The sequence below is a fragment of the Rhizobium sp. AN6A genome (genome assembly GCF_900215635.1).
Classification (GTDB): Bacteria; Pseudomonadota; Alphaproteobacteria; order Rhizobiales; family Rhizobiaceae; genus Agrobacterium; species Agrobacterium tumefaciens.
Genome location: NZ_OCNC01000004.1, coordinates 223,380 through 240,385, shown reverse-complemented (window position 1 = coordinate 240,385; position 17,006 = coordinate 223,380). Strand labels below are relative to the sequence as shown.

The window sequence follows — 17,006 nt, the reverse complement described above, 5'->3', positions numbered from 1 at the left end:
ACGGTCAATCCTATTCCGCGAATTCCACCACGACGCCGGGGCGGACCATTTTTGCCAGCTCCGTCGCATCCCAGTTGGTGAGGCGGATACAGCCGTGGCTGTTGGTCTTGCCGATCTTCGAGGGTTCCGGCGTGCCGTGGATGCCGTAGGTCGGTTTGGACAGGGCAATCCAGACCGTGCCGACAGGGCCGTTTGGACCCGGCGGGATTTGCAGGATCTTGTCGTTCTGGCCCTGCCTGAAGTTGATCTTCGGATTGTAGGTGTAACCCGGATTAAGCGCGACGCGCTCGACGGTGTGCGTGCCGCTTGGCGAAGGCGTGTCCGTAGAACCGATGGTGGCGGGATAAGCGGCGATCAGAGCGCCATTCTCTCCATAAGCGAAGACCTGCTTGATGCCCTTATGCGCGACGATGCGGGCCACCTGTCCCTTTTTCGGTTCCCCGGGACTGACCACCTTGATGATGGTGCCGGGCACGGAAAAATCGATGCCGGGGTTCAGTTCTTTCAGATAGGTCTCGTCCATGTGGAAGCGTTCGGCCAGCGCCTCCGACGTGGAGGTGAAGGAGAGGGCGGGCAACTGCGACTTCTCCGCATAGTCATCCGGAATGGAGGCGACATAGGGGCCGGCTGCATCGGCTGCGGTGATCGTATAATCGACGATCGGCATGCCGCCGGAGGCGCGCAGACGCTCGAGAATGTCCTCGGAATTGTTCGGGTCGAGCTTTTCGCCGGTCATGTCCTGCCAGGCGGCAATCGCCTTGTTGACGTTGTCGCCCATCTTGCCATCGATCACGCCGGGCGAGATGCCTTCGCGGTCGAGGAAGGTCTGAAGTGCTACGATCTCCTGGCGGGACCTGTTGACCGGTGTGGTAACGGGCGTGTGGCGCTCGATCAGGTGCTGCGGCTGCGGAACGGCAGCCGTGGTGCTTTCTTCGGGCATCGGCTGGTTGAGCGGCGCGCTTTCGACAGCGCCCGGGCCGGGAACCGAGCCGGTATAGACATCGTCGCCTGAACCATTGCCGCGATATTCGCGGTAATCGCGCACGCTTCCATTTTCCTGATAACCGTAATCGCGCTGCGGCTCACGATACTCGCCGCCGGGGGCCGGGGGATAATAGGTGGTGTCGCGCTGCTGTACCTGTTGCCGCTGCTGATAGCCTGACGGCATTTCAGTGGCCAGCAGGTTGCCGTACCGGTCATAAAATACCGTGCGGCCCATATTGTCGCGACTGATGACGATGTCGCCACGTTGGGGCACGAAATCGAGAACACGGCCATCCGGCGTCACCAGAACCGGCTGTTCCTGATAGCCATAACGCTGCTGCGCGCCAGCCTGTAGAGGCGCGCAAACCGCCGCCAAGGCAATCGCCAGACCCAGAGCTGCGTTAACAAACTGTTTCACGATTCTGCTATCCCTTACTTCGTTCACCGATAAACACACCGCAATCTTGACCCTATTGTGAAAAAGGTGAATTCACGGTTAAAGCAATCTTAATTTACGTCACGGTTAGTAGCGTTTCCGTGATTATTGCGCTTTTACTGCCACAGGGAGGTTGTCTTGCGTTCGTTTCAGGCCGGCAAATCGCCACGCATTTTCCTCGATGAAACCTCCGTTTTCGATATTGGCGCCTGTGTTGTCGATGGTATCGACATCGCACCCGGCCGTGCCATTCCAGATGACGGCGATCCGCGCATCGACCATTCGCTGGAAGGCTTTCTGTTCACCTGCGGTCCCGATCATATCCGCCATCCCGAACCGATCGGCGGTGAGGGCGAGGGGCGTCGGTATCCTTTGCATGGGTCCTTCTCCGCGCATCCCGCCAAGATAGTTGCCTTCGACGTTCATGAGTCCAATGCATTGGCGCGTGCCGAGGTTCCCGTGAACCTTGCCGATGGCGGCACGGCCCTTCTGGAGCGGACATGGCGCATCGATGGCGAAAGCGGCGAAGTCAGCCTCGATGACCTGATCGTCAATACGAGTTCGCGGCCGATCCCGGTCTTTCTGATGTACCACATGAATGTCGGCGCGAGGCTGTTTGACGAGGCCGTTCGGCTGGAAGGTGCCATGCTCGATGACGGTGGTCATGGCTGGCGCTTTGGCGAGGAGCCGGGCACGGTGTTCTGTGTTCCCGCCGGTCAGGACGAATGGGCGGAACTTGCGCTCGGTCCGATTGCCGCAATTGGCGGCAAGACGCTGAGAGTACGTTTCGGCACGGAGACGTTGCCCTATCTGCAGATGTGGCGGAACCAGAAGGATCCGGCCAATGTGCTTGGCATCGAACCGGTTTCGCACCGCTGGGTGGGGCGCGGGGAGCTTGAGGCCGCCGGCGAGTTCAACATGCTGCAGCCGGGCGAAAGCCGCTCCTATGGTCTTCGCTTTTCCATCCTCTGAATAGGGGACTGAATGGCGTACCGAATGAAGGCGCGGCATCATTGACGCAAGGGTTTTGAGCCCTTACATCGGATGCGGATTTCAGGCAGTGGCGACAGCGTGCCAGCGGCGCCGAGGCGCCGGTTTAAGCGGAGGCATTAATATGGATATCAGGCGCATAGACGACGAATATTCGGTCACGGGACAGATCAGCGTTGCCGATCTCGACGAGGTCAAGGCACTCGGCTTCAAGTCGATCGTCTGCCACCGCCCTGACGGCGAAGAAGAAGGCCAGCCGCTTTTCGCCGATATTGCCGAGCGTGCCGAACAGCTTGGCCTGACCATCGTGCATGTACCGGTTGGCCGCTACGGCGTCGATGCGGATGCGGTTACCGGCATGGTGGATGCGCTTGACGAATTGCAGCGCCCGATGCTCGGCTATTGCCGTTCCGGCGCGCGCTCGACCGCGATCTACGAAAAGACCCACCACCTGCGCGGCTGATTTTCCGCGGATAATTCGATTTTCTAAAGCCAATCAACAGGAGTTTTCCATGACCATCAAGCGTATCGAGCCGGGCAAGCGCATGAGCGGCGCCGTCATCCACGGCAACACCGTTTATCTGGCCGGCCAGGTCGGTGAGGGCGTGTCCGTGACCGATCAGAGCAAGTCGGCGCTGGCTGAAGTCGATCGTCTGCTGGCCGCTGCCGGTTCCGACAAGTCGAAGATCCTGCAGACCATCATCTACCTCTCCGACATGTCCACCTTCGGCGAAATGAACGCCGTCTGGGAAGGCTGGATCGACCCGGCAAACCCGCCGGCCCGCGCGACCAGCGAAGCGGCGCTTGCTACTCCGGACTACAAGGTTGAGTTCATCGTTACCGCTGCTCTCTGAGTAACGGTTTGATTTTGAGAAAAGGCCGGGTTGCGGAATGCAGCCCGGCTTTTTTTGTTGGGAAAATTCGAAACGCTAGTTTTGTCATCCTCGGGCTTGTCCCGAGGATCCAATCACGTATCGCAAATTGATCGGTAGCAGATGATCGGGACAGGCCCGAGCATGACGGAGGAGAGGCGATTGTCCCAGGTTTGTGAATCGCTTGCGCCCTTCATTTCAGAAGCTAAGCAAGCGCCTTCTCAAGCTGCTTCAACGTCTTCACCCGTTCTGCAAACCACAGTCGTGCCAGGTCATTGGCTGAGGCGAGGTCGATACCATCAGGGTCTATGGAAATGATTTTCCAGCGTGCGGTTTTCTCACCCGCAAGAGCGGCCAGCCGTGATGCCTCGCCCTTGATGGCGTTGAGGCGCGCGGCCTCGTCCGCTGCCGCAGCCATCAGCTGTTCCGCGTCGGAAAGGTCAGTGCGCAGATCGGCAGGTGTGATGTTGCTGGCGTTGCGGGCAGGGCCGCCATTGATCTGCACGCCCTCTGTCCGCAGCCGGTAGAGCCTTGTATCGGGAAGAGAGAGGTAGAGTTTTGCCTTGGGATAGCGGTCGATGTAGCGCTGTCTGGCAAGCGGTACTTCTTCCAGGTCGATCAGTTCCGCCTTGCCCACCAGTGTCAGCCGGGGCAGCGTCAGCGCGTCACCCTTGCCGAAGGGGGCAAGCGTCAACGAGATGCGCGGGTCGGCCTCCATGTTGCGGGCATGCAGCGTCAGGCCCGCCGCGAAGAAGAACGGCGTACCATCCGGCTCGATGCCGATATTGGTGGCGGTCGTATAGGGATAACCGCTGACCGGATCGAGGGTCGCGAGCGCCGCCGTGCGGGATGTGTGCAGGACATCGCGTGCCACGCGCACGGCCTCGAATGGCGCACCAGCCGAAGGTTCGATCTTTGCGCCGCGTGGGGTGATGACGGGAGGGGCTGCATCCGGCATGTCGTTTCCTAACCTGTATGTTCTAGTCAGGATTTACACCATGCCGGATCCATGTCCATGCGCAATATCAGGTCCGGCTTCTGATCTGGGTCAGCGTGCGGGTTGGCGTGATTGCTTCGGCATCCAGCTTCACCTCGATGATGGCGGGCTTGCCGCTTGCCCGGGCGCGTTCGAAGGCGGCGGCGAAGTCTTGCGTCTTTTCGACCGTTTCGCCGTGGCCACCATAGGCCTTGGCAAAGGCCGCGAAATCCGGGTTGACGAGATCGGTGCCGCTGACGCGGCCGGGATATTCCCGCTCCTGATGCATGCGGATCGTGCCATAGGTGCCGTTATTGACCAGCACGGTGATGATCGGCAGGCCATACCGCACGGAGGTGATGAATTCCTGCCCATGCATCATGAAGCAACCATCACCGGCAAAGCAGATCACTTCCCGCTCCGGAAACAGGTGCTTGGCGGCCACAGCAGCCGGCAGGCCGTAACCCATCGAGCCGGAGGTCGGCGCCGATTGAGTGTTGAAGCGGCGGAAGCGGTGGAAGCGGTGTACCCAGGTGGCATAGTTGCCCGCGCCATTGGTGAAGATGGCATCGTCAGGCACGTTGGCTTCGATCCAGTCCATGATCGGACCCATCTGCACCGCGCCCGGACCGGTCTGCGGCGGTGTCGACCAGGTAAGGTAAGCCGAATGCATGGTGGCCGTGCGGTCCGCCCAGGCGGCGTTATCGGGGAGCGTTACGGAAGAAAGGGCGGCGACGAAATCATCCGGTGAGGCGCAGATTGCGAGATCGGGGCGATAGACGCGGCCAAGCTCTTCGGCTTCCGGGTAGATGTGGACAAGTTTCTGCGACGGGTAGGGAATGTCGATCAGCGTGTAGCCGGAGGAAGGCATTTCCGAGAGGCGACCGCCGAGCAGCACCACGAGGTCGGCTTCCTTGATGTCCTTCGCCAAGGCCGGGTTGATGCCGATGCCGACATCGCCCGCGTAAGATGGGCTCAAGTGATCGAACAGCATCTGGCGACGGAAGGAACAGCCGACGGGCAGTTTGTTCTTTTCGGCAAAAGCCGTGAAGCTTGCGACGCTTTCTTCGGACCACCGTGTGCCGCCGATGATGAAGATTGGCCGCTTGGCCTCGCCCAGCATTTTTGAGAAAGCGGCGATCTGCGACGGGCCGGGATGCGCTTCGACCGGGGTATAGGGCTTTGCCTCGGGGGCTTCGACCTCTTCAACCAGCATGTCTTCGGGTAACGTCAGCACCACGGGACCGGGGCGGCCGGAGGTGGCGACGGCAAAGGCGCGGGTGACGAATTCCGGAATGCGGCGCGCATCGTCGATCTCGCCCACCCATTTGGCGAATTCGGTAAAGGCGCGGCGATATTCCACCTCCTGAAACGCCTCACGCTCGCGGGCTTCGCGCTGTACCTGGCCGATGAACAGGATCATCGGAATTGAATCCTGCCTTGCGATATGCAGGCCGGCCGAGGCGTTGGTGGCGCCGGGACCGCGCGTTACCATGCAGATGCCGGGTTCGCCGGTCAGCCTGCCCCAGGTGTCGGCCATCATTGCGGCGCCGCCTTCCTGGCGGCAGACCACGGTTTCGATGCCGCTTTCATAAAGCGCGTCCAGCACCGCCAGATAGCTTTCACCGGGAACGCAGGAAACGCGGGAGACGCCATTGGCTTTCAGCGCTTCGACGATCAGTTGTCCGCCTGTTCTTTTCATTCCGGTTGCTTTCATGGCGTCGTGGTCCTTTCGATGTTTTCCAGTTCGGCCAGCACTTGCGCCTGATGCTCGCCAAGCTTCGGGCTCGGGCGTCCGTAGTGCAGCGGGGTTTGCGACAGCACGATGGGGGTGCGCACGCCGGGAATGACGGTGCCATCTTCCGATTCGAGATCAACACGTAATCCGCGGGCCTGAATTTGCGGATCGGCGAACATGTCTTCGATGGAGTTGATCGGCCCGGCCGGCACGGCATTCTGTTCGCAGGCGGTCAGAAGATCGCGCTTCTGCCATTTCAGCGTCTCGGTGGAAACGATCCGCCGCACCTCTGCCTTGTGCGCCACGCGCGCCTTGTTGGTGGCGAAACGTTCGTCATCGGCGGTCGCCTCGATTCCGAGGATCTTGCAGAGACGGCGGAACTGGCCGTCATTGCCGACGGCCAGGATGAGGAAACCATCCTCTGTCGGCATGACCTCATAGGGTGAGATATTCGGATGGGCGTTGCCGAGCCGGACGGGGGCATTGCCGGATATCAGGTAATTCATGTTCTGGTTGGCGAGCACTGCCGATTGCACATCGAGGAGTGCCATGTCGATCTGCTGGCCTTCGCCTGATCGCATGGCGTGGATCAGCGCGGCCTGAATGGCTGACACGGAATAGATGCCGGTGAAGATATCGGCAACGGCAACGCCCGCCTTCATAGGCTGACCGTCGGGTTCGCCGGTGATCGACATGAAACCGGACATGCCCTGCACGATATAATCATAACCGGCGAAATCGGCATAGGGTCCGGTCTGGCCGAAGCCGGTGATGGAGCAATAGATCAGCTTCGGATTGAGAACCCTGAGACTCTCATAGTCGAGGCCATATTTGGCAAGCCCGCCGCGTTTGAAATTCTCGATGACGACATCGGCGGTGCGCACGAGCCGCCGCACCAGCGCACAGCCTTCCGCCGTCTTGAGATCGGCGACGATGGAGCGTTTGCCGCGATTGGTGGCATGGTAATAGGCGGCGGAGAGGTTTTCACCATCGGCGCTTTCGACAAAGGGCGGACCCCATGCGCGGGTATCGTCTCCGCCTTCAGGGTTCTCGACCTTGATGACATCCGCACCCATATCGGCCAGCATCTGCCCCGCCCAGGGACCGGCCAGAACACGCGCCAGTTCGATGACGCGAATGCCTGATAGTGGCGGTTTCCTGTTCGGCGTTTCGGTCATTTGTCCCCCGGTGTTTTCTGCTTGCCGGTTTATAGACGTCTCGCCGCATTGCCGCATGTGATTTTATCTCATGGACTTATTCCGTTTCGGCAAAGGCTCGTCAGTTGCCAACGACGCGGCCGCACCAGGCGGCGAAATCCGCAGCCACGGCATGCCAGCCGATCTCGTTCAGCGTTTCGTGGCGCATGCCCCGGTAGATCGTGTGTTCGACATGGCTGAAACCCGCTTCGCGGAAGCGTTCGGCAAGCCAGACGATCTCCTTGCCGTCATTGGTCGCGGCATCCTGATCGCCGCTGACAAGCAAAATCGGCAGCGTCTTCGGCAGGCGTTCGATGAGCCTCGGCGCACGATAGGACAATTCAAAGACATCCTGCCACAGGGAGACGCTGGCCTCGAACTGGCAAAGCGGATCCTCCACATAAGCGTTCACCGCTGCCCTGTCATGGCTCAGCCAGTCCGCATGAGTGCGCTTTTCCGGCATTCTGGCATTCCAGGCACGGAAGGTTGCTTTGGGCAGGATGGCGCTCGGCACATCAGAGCCTTTCAGCATCTTTTCAAGGCGCAGCACGATCTGTGCAAGACGGCCCATGACACCGGGATTGAGGTTGGAATTCCAGATGGACAGGCCATCAAAGGCATCCGGATGGCTGACGGCGGTGTTGAGCGCCACAAGGCCGCCCATGGAATGGCCGAACAGGATCACCGGCAGGCCTGGATGTCTTTCGCCAACCATCATGCGCATCGCCATGACATCGGCAACCACTTTCTGGGCGCCGTCCCTCCAGGCGAAGCGGCCGATCGGCGCATCCGCCGCCCTCGTACGGCCATGGCCGCGATGATCGTGGGCGTATACCTCGAAACCCTGCTTTGCCATGACGTCGGCAAAACGGCGGTAACGGCCGGCGTGCTCCACCATGCCGTGGCAGATCATCAGCACGCCGCGCGCCGGAGAAAGGCCAGAGGGCTGGTGGCGAAAGGCGATGGATGCGCCTGATGGAGCGTCGAGCCTCTCAATCCGGCTGAACGTCAAGTCATCCGTCGTCTCATTCATGCTTTCGCCCGTGCCTGCCATGGTGTCCCTTGTCATAATCATGGGGTCATAATCGTGCCAGAGGTTGCCCCAAGGTCCTATTTACCCTACATAGCGGCAAATTTCCCGATACGTACTCTTTAAAATCCGATGTGGAGCATTCGCTACAATGGCACGTCAATTCATCTATCACATGGCCGGGCTGAACAAGTCCTATGGCGCGAAGAAGGTTCTTGAGAACGTCCATCTCTCCTTCTACCCCGATGCCAAGATCGGTATCCTCGGTCCGAACGGTGCCGGTAAGTCGACCGTTTTGAAGATCATGGCTGGTCTCGACAAGGAATATACCGGTGAGGCCTGGCTCGCTGAGGGTGCGACGCTCGGTTATCTCGAGCAGGAGCCGAAGCTCGACGAAAACAAGACCGTGATGGAAAACGTCATGGAAGGTGTGGCGAGCAAGACGGCAATCGTCGACCGCTACAACGAGCTGATGATGAACTATTCCGACGAAACGGCGGATGAGGGCGCAAAGCTTCAGGACATCATTGACAGCCAGAACCTGTGGGATCTGGAAAATCAGGTCGAAATGGCCATGGATGCGCTGCGTTGCCCGCCTGGCGACTCGGCAGTAACCGGCCTTTCGGGTGGTGAGCGCCGCCGCGTGGCGCTCTGCAAGCTGCTGCTTTCGCAGCCTGACCTGCTGCTGCTCGACGAACCGACCAACCATCTTGACGCCGAAACCATCGCTTGGCTCGAAAAGCACCTGCGCGACTATCCCGGCGCCGTGATGATGATCACCCACGATCGCTACTTCCTCGACAACGTCACTGGCTGGATTCTCGAACTCGACCGTGGCCGCGGTATTCCTTACGAAGGCAACTATTCCGCCTATCTGCAGGCAAAAGCCAAGCGCATGCAGCAGGAATCCCGCGAAGACGCCTCGCGCCAGAAGGCCATCAGCCGCGAACAGGAGTGGATCGCTTCCAGCCCCAAGGCTCGCCAGACGAAGTCCAAGGCGCGTATCCGCGCCTATGACGAACTGGTGGAAGCCGCCGAAAATCGCCGTCCCGGCGACGCGCAGATCGTCATTCCGGTCGCCGAGCGTCTGGGCCGCGTCGTTATCGAGGCGGAAAACCTCACAAAGTCGTATGGCGATCGTGTTCTGATCGAAAACCTCACCTTCAAGCTGCCTCCGGGCGGCATCGTCGGCGTCATCGGCCCGAACGGTGCGGGTAAAACCACGCTGTTTCGCATGATCACCGGTCAGGAAAAGCCCGATAGCGGTTCGGTGACCATTGGTGAGACCGTGCACCTTGGCTACGTCGACCAGAGCCGCGATACGCTGGCGGGCGACAAAACCGTCTGGGAGGAAATCTCCGGCGGCAACGACATCATCAAGCTCGGCAAGTTCGAAACGAACTCCCGCGCTTATTGCGGCGCCTTCAATTTCAAGGGCGGCGATCAGCAGCAGAAGGTCGGCAACCTCTCCGGCGGTCAGCGTAACCGCGTTCACCTTGCCAAGATGCTGAAGGCAGGCGGCAACGTGCTGCTGCTCGACGAACCGACCAACGACCTTGATACGGAAACGCTGGCAGCGCTCGAAGAAGCGCTGGAGGCCTTCGCCGGTTGCGCCGTTATCATCAGCCACGATCGCATGTTCCTCGACCGTCTGGCCACTCACATCCTCGCCTTCGAGGGTGACAGCCACGTGGAATGGTTCGAAGGCAACTTCGAAGACTATGAAAAGGACAAGGTCCGCCGTCTCGGCCCGGAAAGCATCAAGCCCGGCCGCGTCAGCTACAAGCGCTTGACGCGCTAATCCTGTTCTCGGATTACTTCAGAAAGGCCCGCCTAAAAGCGGGCCTTTTTTGATGCAATAAATGGGGCTTAAGGGGAGAGCGTGGCAAATTGCGCTTGCATCTCGCGCGACACCGACATAAAGATATCTTTATATGTTGATTAGATTGCAAGGTGCGGCAGACGTGGCGTTCGGTTTGGATAAATTGGTGGATCTCTTGAAGGCGGCCGGCGAGCCGACGCGCTTTCGCTTGCTGGCGCTTCTGGCGGCCGGCGATCTGACCGTCACCGATCTCACCGAAATTCTCGGCCAGTCGCAGCCCCGTATTTCCCGTCATCTCAAGCTTTTGACGGAAGAAGGGTTGATCGAGCGCTATCAGGAAGGCGCCTGGGCCTATTTCCGCCTGCGGCAGGATGGCGAGCCCGCCGTTGTTATCAGGCAGCTGCTGGGCGCCGCATCGCCGTCTGACGCCGTTCTCCAGCGCGACAGCGAACGCCTTGCCACCGTGAAGCGGGTAAGGGCGGAGCGGGCGCAGGATTATTTCAGCCGCAATGCCTCCGCCTGGGACGAGCTGCGCCGCCTGCATGTGAGCGACGAGGCCGTGGAAGGTGCATTGCTGAAGCTGGTGGGAACCACCCCGATCGACTCGCTGCTCGATCTCGGTACCGGCACGGGCCGCATCCTCCAGCTTCTGAGCGGCATCTATCGCCGGGCAATCGGCGTCGATGCGAGCCGCGACATGTTGTCGGTGGCGCGCTCCAATCTTGACAAGGCGGGCGTGGTCAACGCTTCCGTGCGCCATGGCGATATTCTCAACCTGCCGCTGGAAGGCCAGGATTTCGATCTGATCGTCATCCACCAGGTTCTGCATTTTCTCGACCAGCCGGAGATCGCGCTTTCCGAAGCCGCCCGCATGCTGCGTCCCGGTGGCCGGCTGATCGTCATCGATCTTGCACCGCATTCCTTCGAGCATCTTCGTGATGAGCATGCGCATGTGCGGCTCGGCTTTTCGCATCCGCTTATGGATGAATGGCTGAAAAAGGCCGGGCTCGCGCTCGACCGTGCCGTCGATCTTCATTCTGAACGGGCGTCCGATGAATCCTTGGACGTCACGATATGGGTTGCCCGCGACCAGCGGCTGCTGATGGCAGACGATGTGGTGCAAGAGGCCGTTTTACTTGCTGCCGGGAGGGCATGATATGTTGAGGTCGGAAACCGCGCGCCACAATGGCGAAATCCGGGGGGATATCCGGTTATCTTTCGAGTTTTTCCCGCCCAAGAACCCCGAGATGGAGAACCAGCTCTGGGAAACGGTTGCCGAGCTGAAGAAATGGGATCCGGATTTCGTCTCCGTCACCTATGGCGCGGGCGGTTCCACCAAGGCGCCGACGCTGGATGCGGTGCGCCGGATGATCGGTGACAGCCATTTGCCGACCGCCGCGCACCTGACCTGCGTGGATGCCAGCCGTGACGACGTGCATCAGGTCGTTGAAGAGTTTCGCAATGCCGGCGTTCGCCATTTCGTGGCGCTGCGCGGCGATCCGTCGACCGGTATCGGCACGGACTACAGGCCGCATCCGCAAGGTTACGAGAATGCCGCCGCCCTGGTGAAGGGGCTACGCGATATCAGCGATTTCGAGGTTTCCGTTTCTGCCTATCCCGAAAAGCATCCGGAGAGCGCCAGCGATGCGGTCGATATCGATATGCTGAAGCGCAAGGCGGACAATGGCGCAACGCGGGCGCTTACGCAGTTCTTCTTCGACAATGACGTGTTCGAGCGCTACATGGAGCGGGTTACGGCTGCGGGCATCACCATTCCGGTGGTTCCGGGTATCATGCCGATCCAGAACCTGACCCAACTCAAGCGTTTCGCCGGCCGCTGCGGTACCAGTGTGCCCGGTTTTCTGGATGAGCGTTTTGCAGGTTATGACGACGATCTTGAGGGACGCGCCCGCGTTGCGGCGGAAGTTGCTGCCGAGCAGATCGCCGATCTTCAACGGCGCGGTGTCAACGAGTTCCATCTCTACACCATGAACCGTGCGCCGCTGGTCGATGCGGTGCTTGAAAACCTCGGGCTTGAGCGTTTGCGCCGCAGCGCCGCCTGATTTCAGATATCCTATTTACGACAGGAAAAAAGCGCAGGCCCGACAGGACCTGCGCTTTTCAAACTTGTGTCATCTACGGTTCTTTTCTGCGTTTGGTCTTCACGTCTCGTCAGATGAAAAGCATCATCGCTACGAACAAAAACGCCAAACCGACTGCCAAGGCATTGAGAGATTTTGTAAGTCCCATGGGTGCCTCCTGTTGTTGACAGGTTCGATAATATGACCGTTTTGTGGCACTTGAAAAGCGGTTTCTGTGATGCGGTGCAGCATGCTTTGCGGCCGCTTAAAAAAGTAACTTCTGTAATTCTTTGAAAATAAAAGATTATTTTCTCATCACGCAGTGCTTCATATCTTTAAAAAAAGTAAATGACCGGGGTGTTATCCCCAGTCATCAGGTCGAGATTAACAGTTTACGCCTTGATTCCGGCCGATAGATTAAAGGCCTGAAGGTGCGATTAATACAGGTTAAAGCGCCTGGAGAAGTGCCTGGGTCGGCCATCCATCCGCAGGGATTCCGAGACGCTGCTGTTCCTTCTGGATGGCGACGCGGGTGCCGGAACCGAGAATGCCGTCCACCTTGCCAACATCGTGGCCGCGCGCTTCAAGCTTGGTCTGCAACTCTTTCATCGTCGCGTCATCGAAGCCCGGATCGGGATTGCCCTTATTATAGACAGGGGCGCCCATCAGACGGTTTGCGAAGTAGGCAGCCGAGGTCGTGTAGATGAACGACTGGTTCCATTCCAGATAGATGTTGAAGTTGGGATAGGTGAGGAAGGTCGGTCCCTTGCGGCCCTGCGGCATGATGAGGGCTGCGGGCAGGGAGGCGAAATTTTTGTTGCCGTCGCGCGGGGTCACGCCAAGGGTAAACCAGTCACCGGCGGTAAGCGAACCGCCGAGGCCGGATTTTTCCCAGGGCAGGTTTTCCGGTACGGAAACTTCCTGCATCCAGGGTTCGCCCTTCTTGAAGCCGAGGTGCTGGATGAATTTCGCCGCCGTCAGGATCGCATCCGGTGCGCTGCTCTTGACGTTGACATGGCCATCGCCATCACCATCGATGCCGAAGGCGATGATGTCCTTGGGCAACATCTGTACCTGGCCGATTTCACCGGCCCATGCACCCGTGTTGGACGTGGGGTCGAGATCGCCGTGCTGGACCATTTCGATGAGGGCCAGCAATTGCGGACGGAAGAGTTCCGGGCGGCGGCAATCGTGCGAGAGGGTCACCAGCGCGTTACGGGTGTTGAAATCGCCCTGGACGGCACCGAAATCGGTCTCCATGGCCCAGAAGGCGGCGATGACGCCAGCCGGTATGCCGAATTCGTTCTCGGCACGGGCAAAGGTCGATGACAGCTCCTGCAGCTTCTTGCGGCCGATATCGAGACGGGCCTGGCTGACGGTGCGCTGGGAAAATTCGAGGAAGGTCTGGCGGAAGACGCCCTGCGCGCGGTCACGCGAAAGCACTTTGGGGTCGATCTGCGCGCCGGCCAGCGCCTTTTCGGTGGCAGCCGCCGGAACGCCCTTGGCAGCGGCCTCAGCCTTCACGCCCTCAAGAAATGCGCCGAGATCACCGCCGCAGGCAACCTGCTTTGGATCGTCAGGTGAGGCCACAGGCGGTGTGGCAAGGGCGGAGCCGGCGGAGAGAAGCGACAGAGCGGCGGCAAAAATGATGCTGCGCGACCGAAAAGTGGGCATGGGAATTTCCTCGATAGGTTGTTAGCCCGCTTTACCCACATGTTTGCGACAAAAAAACGGGTCCAGCGATCTGCCGGTGCAGAAGAACGCCGATTTTTCGAATGTGTTGCTTCTTGGCCGTATTATTTGGCCGAAGCGATCCATTTCCGCCAGTTTTTCTCACTTCCGGCGAAGACATTGATGTCGGTTGGGCCGTTGACGCCGGGCACGACGCCGGTGGCCGTATATTGCCAGAAAGCCCACTGCCGGTCTTCGTAAATCTTGGCGGGATGCGCGGCGACGGAGCGCACCCAGAAATGGTAATTCTTGAACTGGCCAACGAGGTTGTCGCGGTGAAAGTCGACCGAGGTGTAGATGATCGGGCGCTTGCCGTAATGGGCCTCTAGGCGGTCGAGGAAACGCTGCATCTCGGCACGGACGATGCCAGGGGCCGGGCGCGTCTTGCAGGTGGGGGAGGAGGGGTTCCATTCCACATCGAGAACCGGCGGCAGGGTGACGGCTTCCTTTGGCACGTTGCTGATGAACCAGTCTGCCTGAGCGTCCGCCGTCGAGCAGAAGTAGTAGAAATGGTATGGCGCGTGCAGGATATCTGCCGCCGCCGCACTGCGCCAATGGTCGCCGAATTTCGGATCGATGCGGTCTGAGCCTTCGGTCGCCTTGATGAAGACGAAGGAAACGCCGGATTTGCGAACGGTCCGCCAGTCGACGTCGCCATTCCATTTGGACACATCGATGCCATGCACCTCGTGGCGATGCGGGTTGTTCGTGCCAAAATCCTGGGGGTCGGTATCGGAGAATTTCGGCTTGGAAACAGACGCGGTTTCAAGCAGGTCATAGCTCGTGGACGTACAGCCGCCGATCAACAACATAGCCGACAAAAGTGCCGATAGACGCAGCCGCATTGGAACCCTGATGAATTATTGTTGCCCATCCGCGGCCGCAAAATGGCGCGCCGCATCTCCCGATTTACCCATAACATGGTAAACAAGCCGTTATGGCAAGGGGCAGTGGCCCATTTTCGGCTCGCAAGTCGCTGGATTCCAAGAGATTTGCGGTCTTTCAGGCGAGCGAAATGCCTGAGCGTCCCAGTGGCATATACTTGTAGGACCGTCGGCTGGCAGCGTCTCGCCCGCATTTGCAGAGGCGAGGCGCCGTAACCCTTGAGGATCAGGCGTCTGCCAGAATACGGCTGACTTTTGGCTGCACTTCGGCGACCGGAAGCGTGATGATGGCCCGCCAGGCGTAACCCCGGGCAATCTCCTCGAATTCGAGATTGCCATCAAAACGGCCCGCCATGTTGGCCAGAACGTAACGGAGATTGGCGCGGGGCGTGACGTGGAAGCGGGTGAGCCATGCCTGCAAAAGTGCGCGGAACCACCTGGGCAATTGTTCCTGCTGGCCGAAATCGACGATGTGCAGCGAGCCGCCGAGCTTGAGAGCTGTCAGCGCCTGTTCGATCGCCTTTTCCCAGTCCGGTATCATCGAAAGCGCATAGGGGATCATGACGCGGTCGAAACCGTCCGGCTGACCGAATTCTGCGGCGCGGAAAGCGGTGGCGTCGGCCACGCGCAGAACGGGGCGTTCCGCCTTTCCGGTAAAATTCTCGGATGCGGTCAGCAGCATTTCGGCGGAGATATCGAGACCGAACAGTCTTGCTTCCGGAAACTTGCGGCTGGCCAGCAGCAGGTTGCGGCCGGTACCGCAGCCGACTTCAAGCAGCGTGCCTCCCTTGGGCACGTCGAGGCCGGAAATGGTCCTGTCGCGGCCCAGAAGGTAATATTTGCGGGTGATATCGTAGATATGCCGCTGGTAGCGATACATGCGGTCCATCAGGCTCGCATGCGCCTCATCCGCAAGGCCGACATTCTCGCCGATGGTCTTCATGCCAGAGCCCTCTGATAGATATGGAAGCCGCCATAGATGGCCGAACGGTCCATGGCGTTGAGCTCATTGGAGCGTTCCTCGAGATAGATCCACTGGTTGCGGATATCGGCCGAGAGACGGCCTTCGATCACGCTCTTTTCGGCAGCGGTGCGGAAGATGACGCGGGCGCCGGGAGCGGCGGTGCGGCTGATCTGCGACCACAATTCGTTGAGCTGCACGTCCGTCATCCAGTCCTGCGCATCGAGCAGAATGTAGCGATCGACGCCGTTTGCCGGCTTTTTGGAAAGCAGCTCGGTGTAGGTGGCGTGGTGCACGGCAACGCGGGCGGTGTTGTCGCGGATCGTCTCGTAATATTCCCGCTTGAGATAAGCGGGCAGGGCACCCTCATGCGGCTCGGGATAACGGCGCGCGAAGGCCTGCCACGCGAAATAATTGTCGCTGAGCGGGAAATTGCAGGCGAGCTTTTCCAGCCGCTCCTTGAGGACGGAGGCGACCGTGCCGTCGCTGGAAAGGCTTGCCAGCTCGTCATATTGGCGCGGCGGAATGCCAAGGCCGAACAGCGAGCTTTTGCGCTTCGTCAGCCAGCGCACCACCGGCTTGTCGAATAGCGGTGCGACCTTGCTGTCGAAGAACCGACGCTGTTCATCCAGCGTGCGGCTATTGGCCATTTCGGTCAGCTTGACGCCGTGCAGGCGGGCCATGAGGTGGCCCGCGCCGATGAAACGGCCGAGCAGACCGGTGCGGTAGATGTTCCTGTCGAATACCGAGATGCGGCGACGGCCGGACAGGGTGCGCTTCGACCAGTAGGCCTTGGTCGTGTCGTCGAGATGGTCGGCGATGAAGCGGTCGTAGCCGTGACTATTGCTGCGCGTATTGGCGCGGCCGAACTGGCGAACCACATCCTGATGGGCGGGGAGATGGCGGAAGGCGGCAAGCTTCAGCTTGTTGAGAGCGATGTGATGCGGGTTGAGATCCACCACATCGATGCTGGCCGGGTTGCGGGAGAGGTAGGCCAGCATGTTACAGCCGCCCGAGCCGATGGTGACGATGCGGTGGCCTTCAGCAAGCTCCATCGCTTCCATATCGATTTCCGGGTCTTCCCAGATTTGCGGATAAACCAGACCGGAAAAGAGAACCCCGAAGAACCGTTCGGAAAAACCGCTTTTCGAGAGCGCCTTGTGCTGGAGCAATGCGGACTTCAGTTTCGTATTCTTGCTGAAGCCGGTCTTGGGTGCCGCACTCGTCATATGTTCACCTCTCAATAGATTGAGAGGCGTCTACAGTCACGACGCTACAGTTTGATGACAGGGGTTGTGGGCCGAC

General features: G+C 59.7%; 15 protein-coding genes. 6 read left to right on the top strand and 9 right to left on the bottom strand.

Annotated features, from left to right (window positions below; translation table 11 throughout):
• Positions 1-10: 10 nt before the first annotated feature.
• Complete coding sequence (locus tag CRO62_RS13800) at positions 11-1,402, bottom strand: L,D-transpeptidase family protein (protein WP_097100612.1); 1,392 nt, start codon at positions 1,400-1,402, stop codon at positions 11-13.
• Positions 1,403-1,558: 156 nt separating this feature from the next.
• On the opposite strand from CRO62_RS13800, the gene CRO62_RS13795 reads away from it, so the two are divergent.
• The 3 genes from CRO62_RS13795 to CRO62_RS13785 all read left to right on the top strand — a co-directional run bounded on the left by CRO62_RS13795 (position 1,559) and on the right by CRO62_RS13785 (position 3,264).
• Positions 1,559-2,392 (top strand): aldose 1-epimerase family protein, encoded by an 834-nt coding sequence (locus CRO62_RS13795; protein WP_097100611.1) that lies wholly within the window; start codon positions 1,559-1,561, stop codon positions 2,390-2,392.
• A gap of 142 nt (positions 2,393-2,534) precedes the next feature.
• Complete coding sequence (locus CRO62_RS13790) at positions 2,535-2,873, top strand: TIGR01244 family sulfur transferase (RefSeq protein ID WP_003513297.1); 339 nt, start codon at positions 2,535-2,537, stop codon at positions 2,871-2,873.
• A gap of 49 nt (positions 2,874-2,922) precedes the next feature.
• Entirely contained in the window at positions 2,923-3,264 is a 342-nt protein-coding gene (locus tag CRO62_RS13785) for a RidA family protein (RefSeq protein WP_003513295.1), read from the top strand.
• 223 nt (positions 3,265-3,487) lie between these two features.
• Here the strand turns inward: CRO62_RS13785 and CRO62_RS13780 are convergent, their stop codons facing one another.
• The 4 genes from CRO62_RS13780 to CRO62_RS13765 all read right to left on the bottom strand — a co-directional run bounded on the left by CRO62_RS13780 (position 3,488) and on the right by CRO62_RS13765 (position 8,246).
• Positions 3,488-4,240, bottom strand: a complete 753-nt coding sequence (locus tag CRO62_RS13780) for a HugZ family protein (RefSeq protein ID WP_097100610.1) — start codon at positions 4,238-4,240, stop codon at positions 3,488-3,490.
• A gap of 67 nt (positions 4,241-4,307) precedes the next feature.
• A complete protein-coding gene (locus CRO62_RS13775) occupies positions 4,308-5,975 on the bottom strand; it encodes a thiamine pyrophosphate-binding protein (protein ID WP_179784521.1) in 1,668 nt (555 codons plus the stop codon).
• Positions 5,972-7,174: a CaiB/BaiF CoA transferase family protein gene (locus CRO62_RS13770; protein WP_097100609.1), complete on the bottom strand. Its 1,203-nt coding sequence runs from the start codon at positions 7,172-7,174 to the stop codon at positions 5,972-5,974. The genes CRO62_RS13775 and CRO62_RS13770 overlap by 4 nt, the downstream gene beginning before the upstream one ends.
• Positions 7,175-7,274: 100 nt before the next feature.
• A complete protein-coding gene (locus CRO62_RS13765; protein ID WP_179784640.1) occupies positions 7,275-8,246 on the bottom strand; it encodes an alpha/beta fold hydrolase in 972 nt (323 codons plus the stop codon).
• Positions 8,247-8,373: 127 nt separating this feature from the next.
• Between CRO62_RS13765 and ettA the strand changes: the two genes are divergently transcribed.
• The 3 genes from ettA (at position 8,374) to metF (ending at position 12,107) form a co-directional block, all read left to right on the top strand.
• Positions 8,374-10,023: an energy-dependent translational throttle protein EttA gene (ettA, locus tag CRO62_RS13760; protein WP_003513287.1), complete on the top strand. Its 1,650-nt coding sequence runs from the start codon at positions 8,374-8,376 to the stop codon at positions 10,021-10,023.
• A 163-nt stretch (positions 10,024-10,186) separates the two neighbouring features.
• Positions 10,187-11,200, top strand: a complete 1,014-nt coding sequence (locus tag CRO62_RS13755) for an ArsR/SmtB family transcription factor (protein WP_097100608.1) — start codon at positions 10,187-10,189, stop codon at positions 11,198-11,200.
• Between the two features lies 1 nt (position 11,201).
• A complete protein-coding gene (gene metF, locus CRO62_RS13750; protein WP_179784095.1) occupies positions 11,202-12,107 on the top strand; it encodes a methylenetetrahydrofolate reductase [NAD(P)H] in 906 nt (301 codons plus the stop codon).
• Between the two features lie 465 nt (positions 12,108-12,572).
• Here the strand turns inward: metF and CRO62_RS13745 are convergent, their stop codons facing one another.
• The 4 genes from CRO62_RS13745 to CRO62_RS13730 form a co-directional block, all read right to left on the bottom strand.
• Entirely contained in the window at positions 12,573-13,799 is a 1,227-nt protein-coding gene (locus tag CRO62_RS13745) for a lytic murein transglycosylase (protein WP_097100607.1), read from the bottom strand.
• 122 nt (positions 13,800-13,921) lie between these two features.
• A complete protein-coding gene (locus CRO62_RS13740) occupies positions 13,922-14,701 on the bottom strand; it encodes a GH25 family lysozyme (RefSeq protein ID WP_013636525.1) in 780 nt (259 codons plus the stop codon).
• A gap of 265 nt (positions 14,702-14,966) precedes the next feature.
• Positions 14,967-15,683, bottom strand: coding sequence for a class I SAM-dependent methyltransferase (locus tag CRO62_RS13735; protein ID WP_179784520.1), 717 nt, complete (start codon positions 15,681-15,683; stop codon positions 14,967-14,969).
• Complete coding sequence (locus CRO62_RS13730; protein ID WP_065659182.1) at positions 15,680-16,930, bottom strand: DUF3419 family protein; 1,251 nt, start codon at positions 16,928-16,930, stop codon at positions 15,680-15,682. Before CRO62_RS13730 ends, CRO62_RS13735 begins: the two co-directional genes overlap by 4 nt.
• Positions 16,931-17,006: the final 76 nt, after the last annotated feature.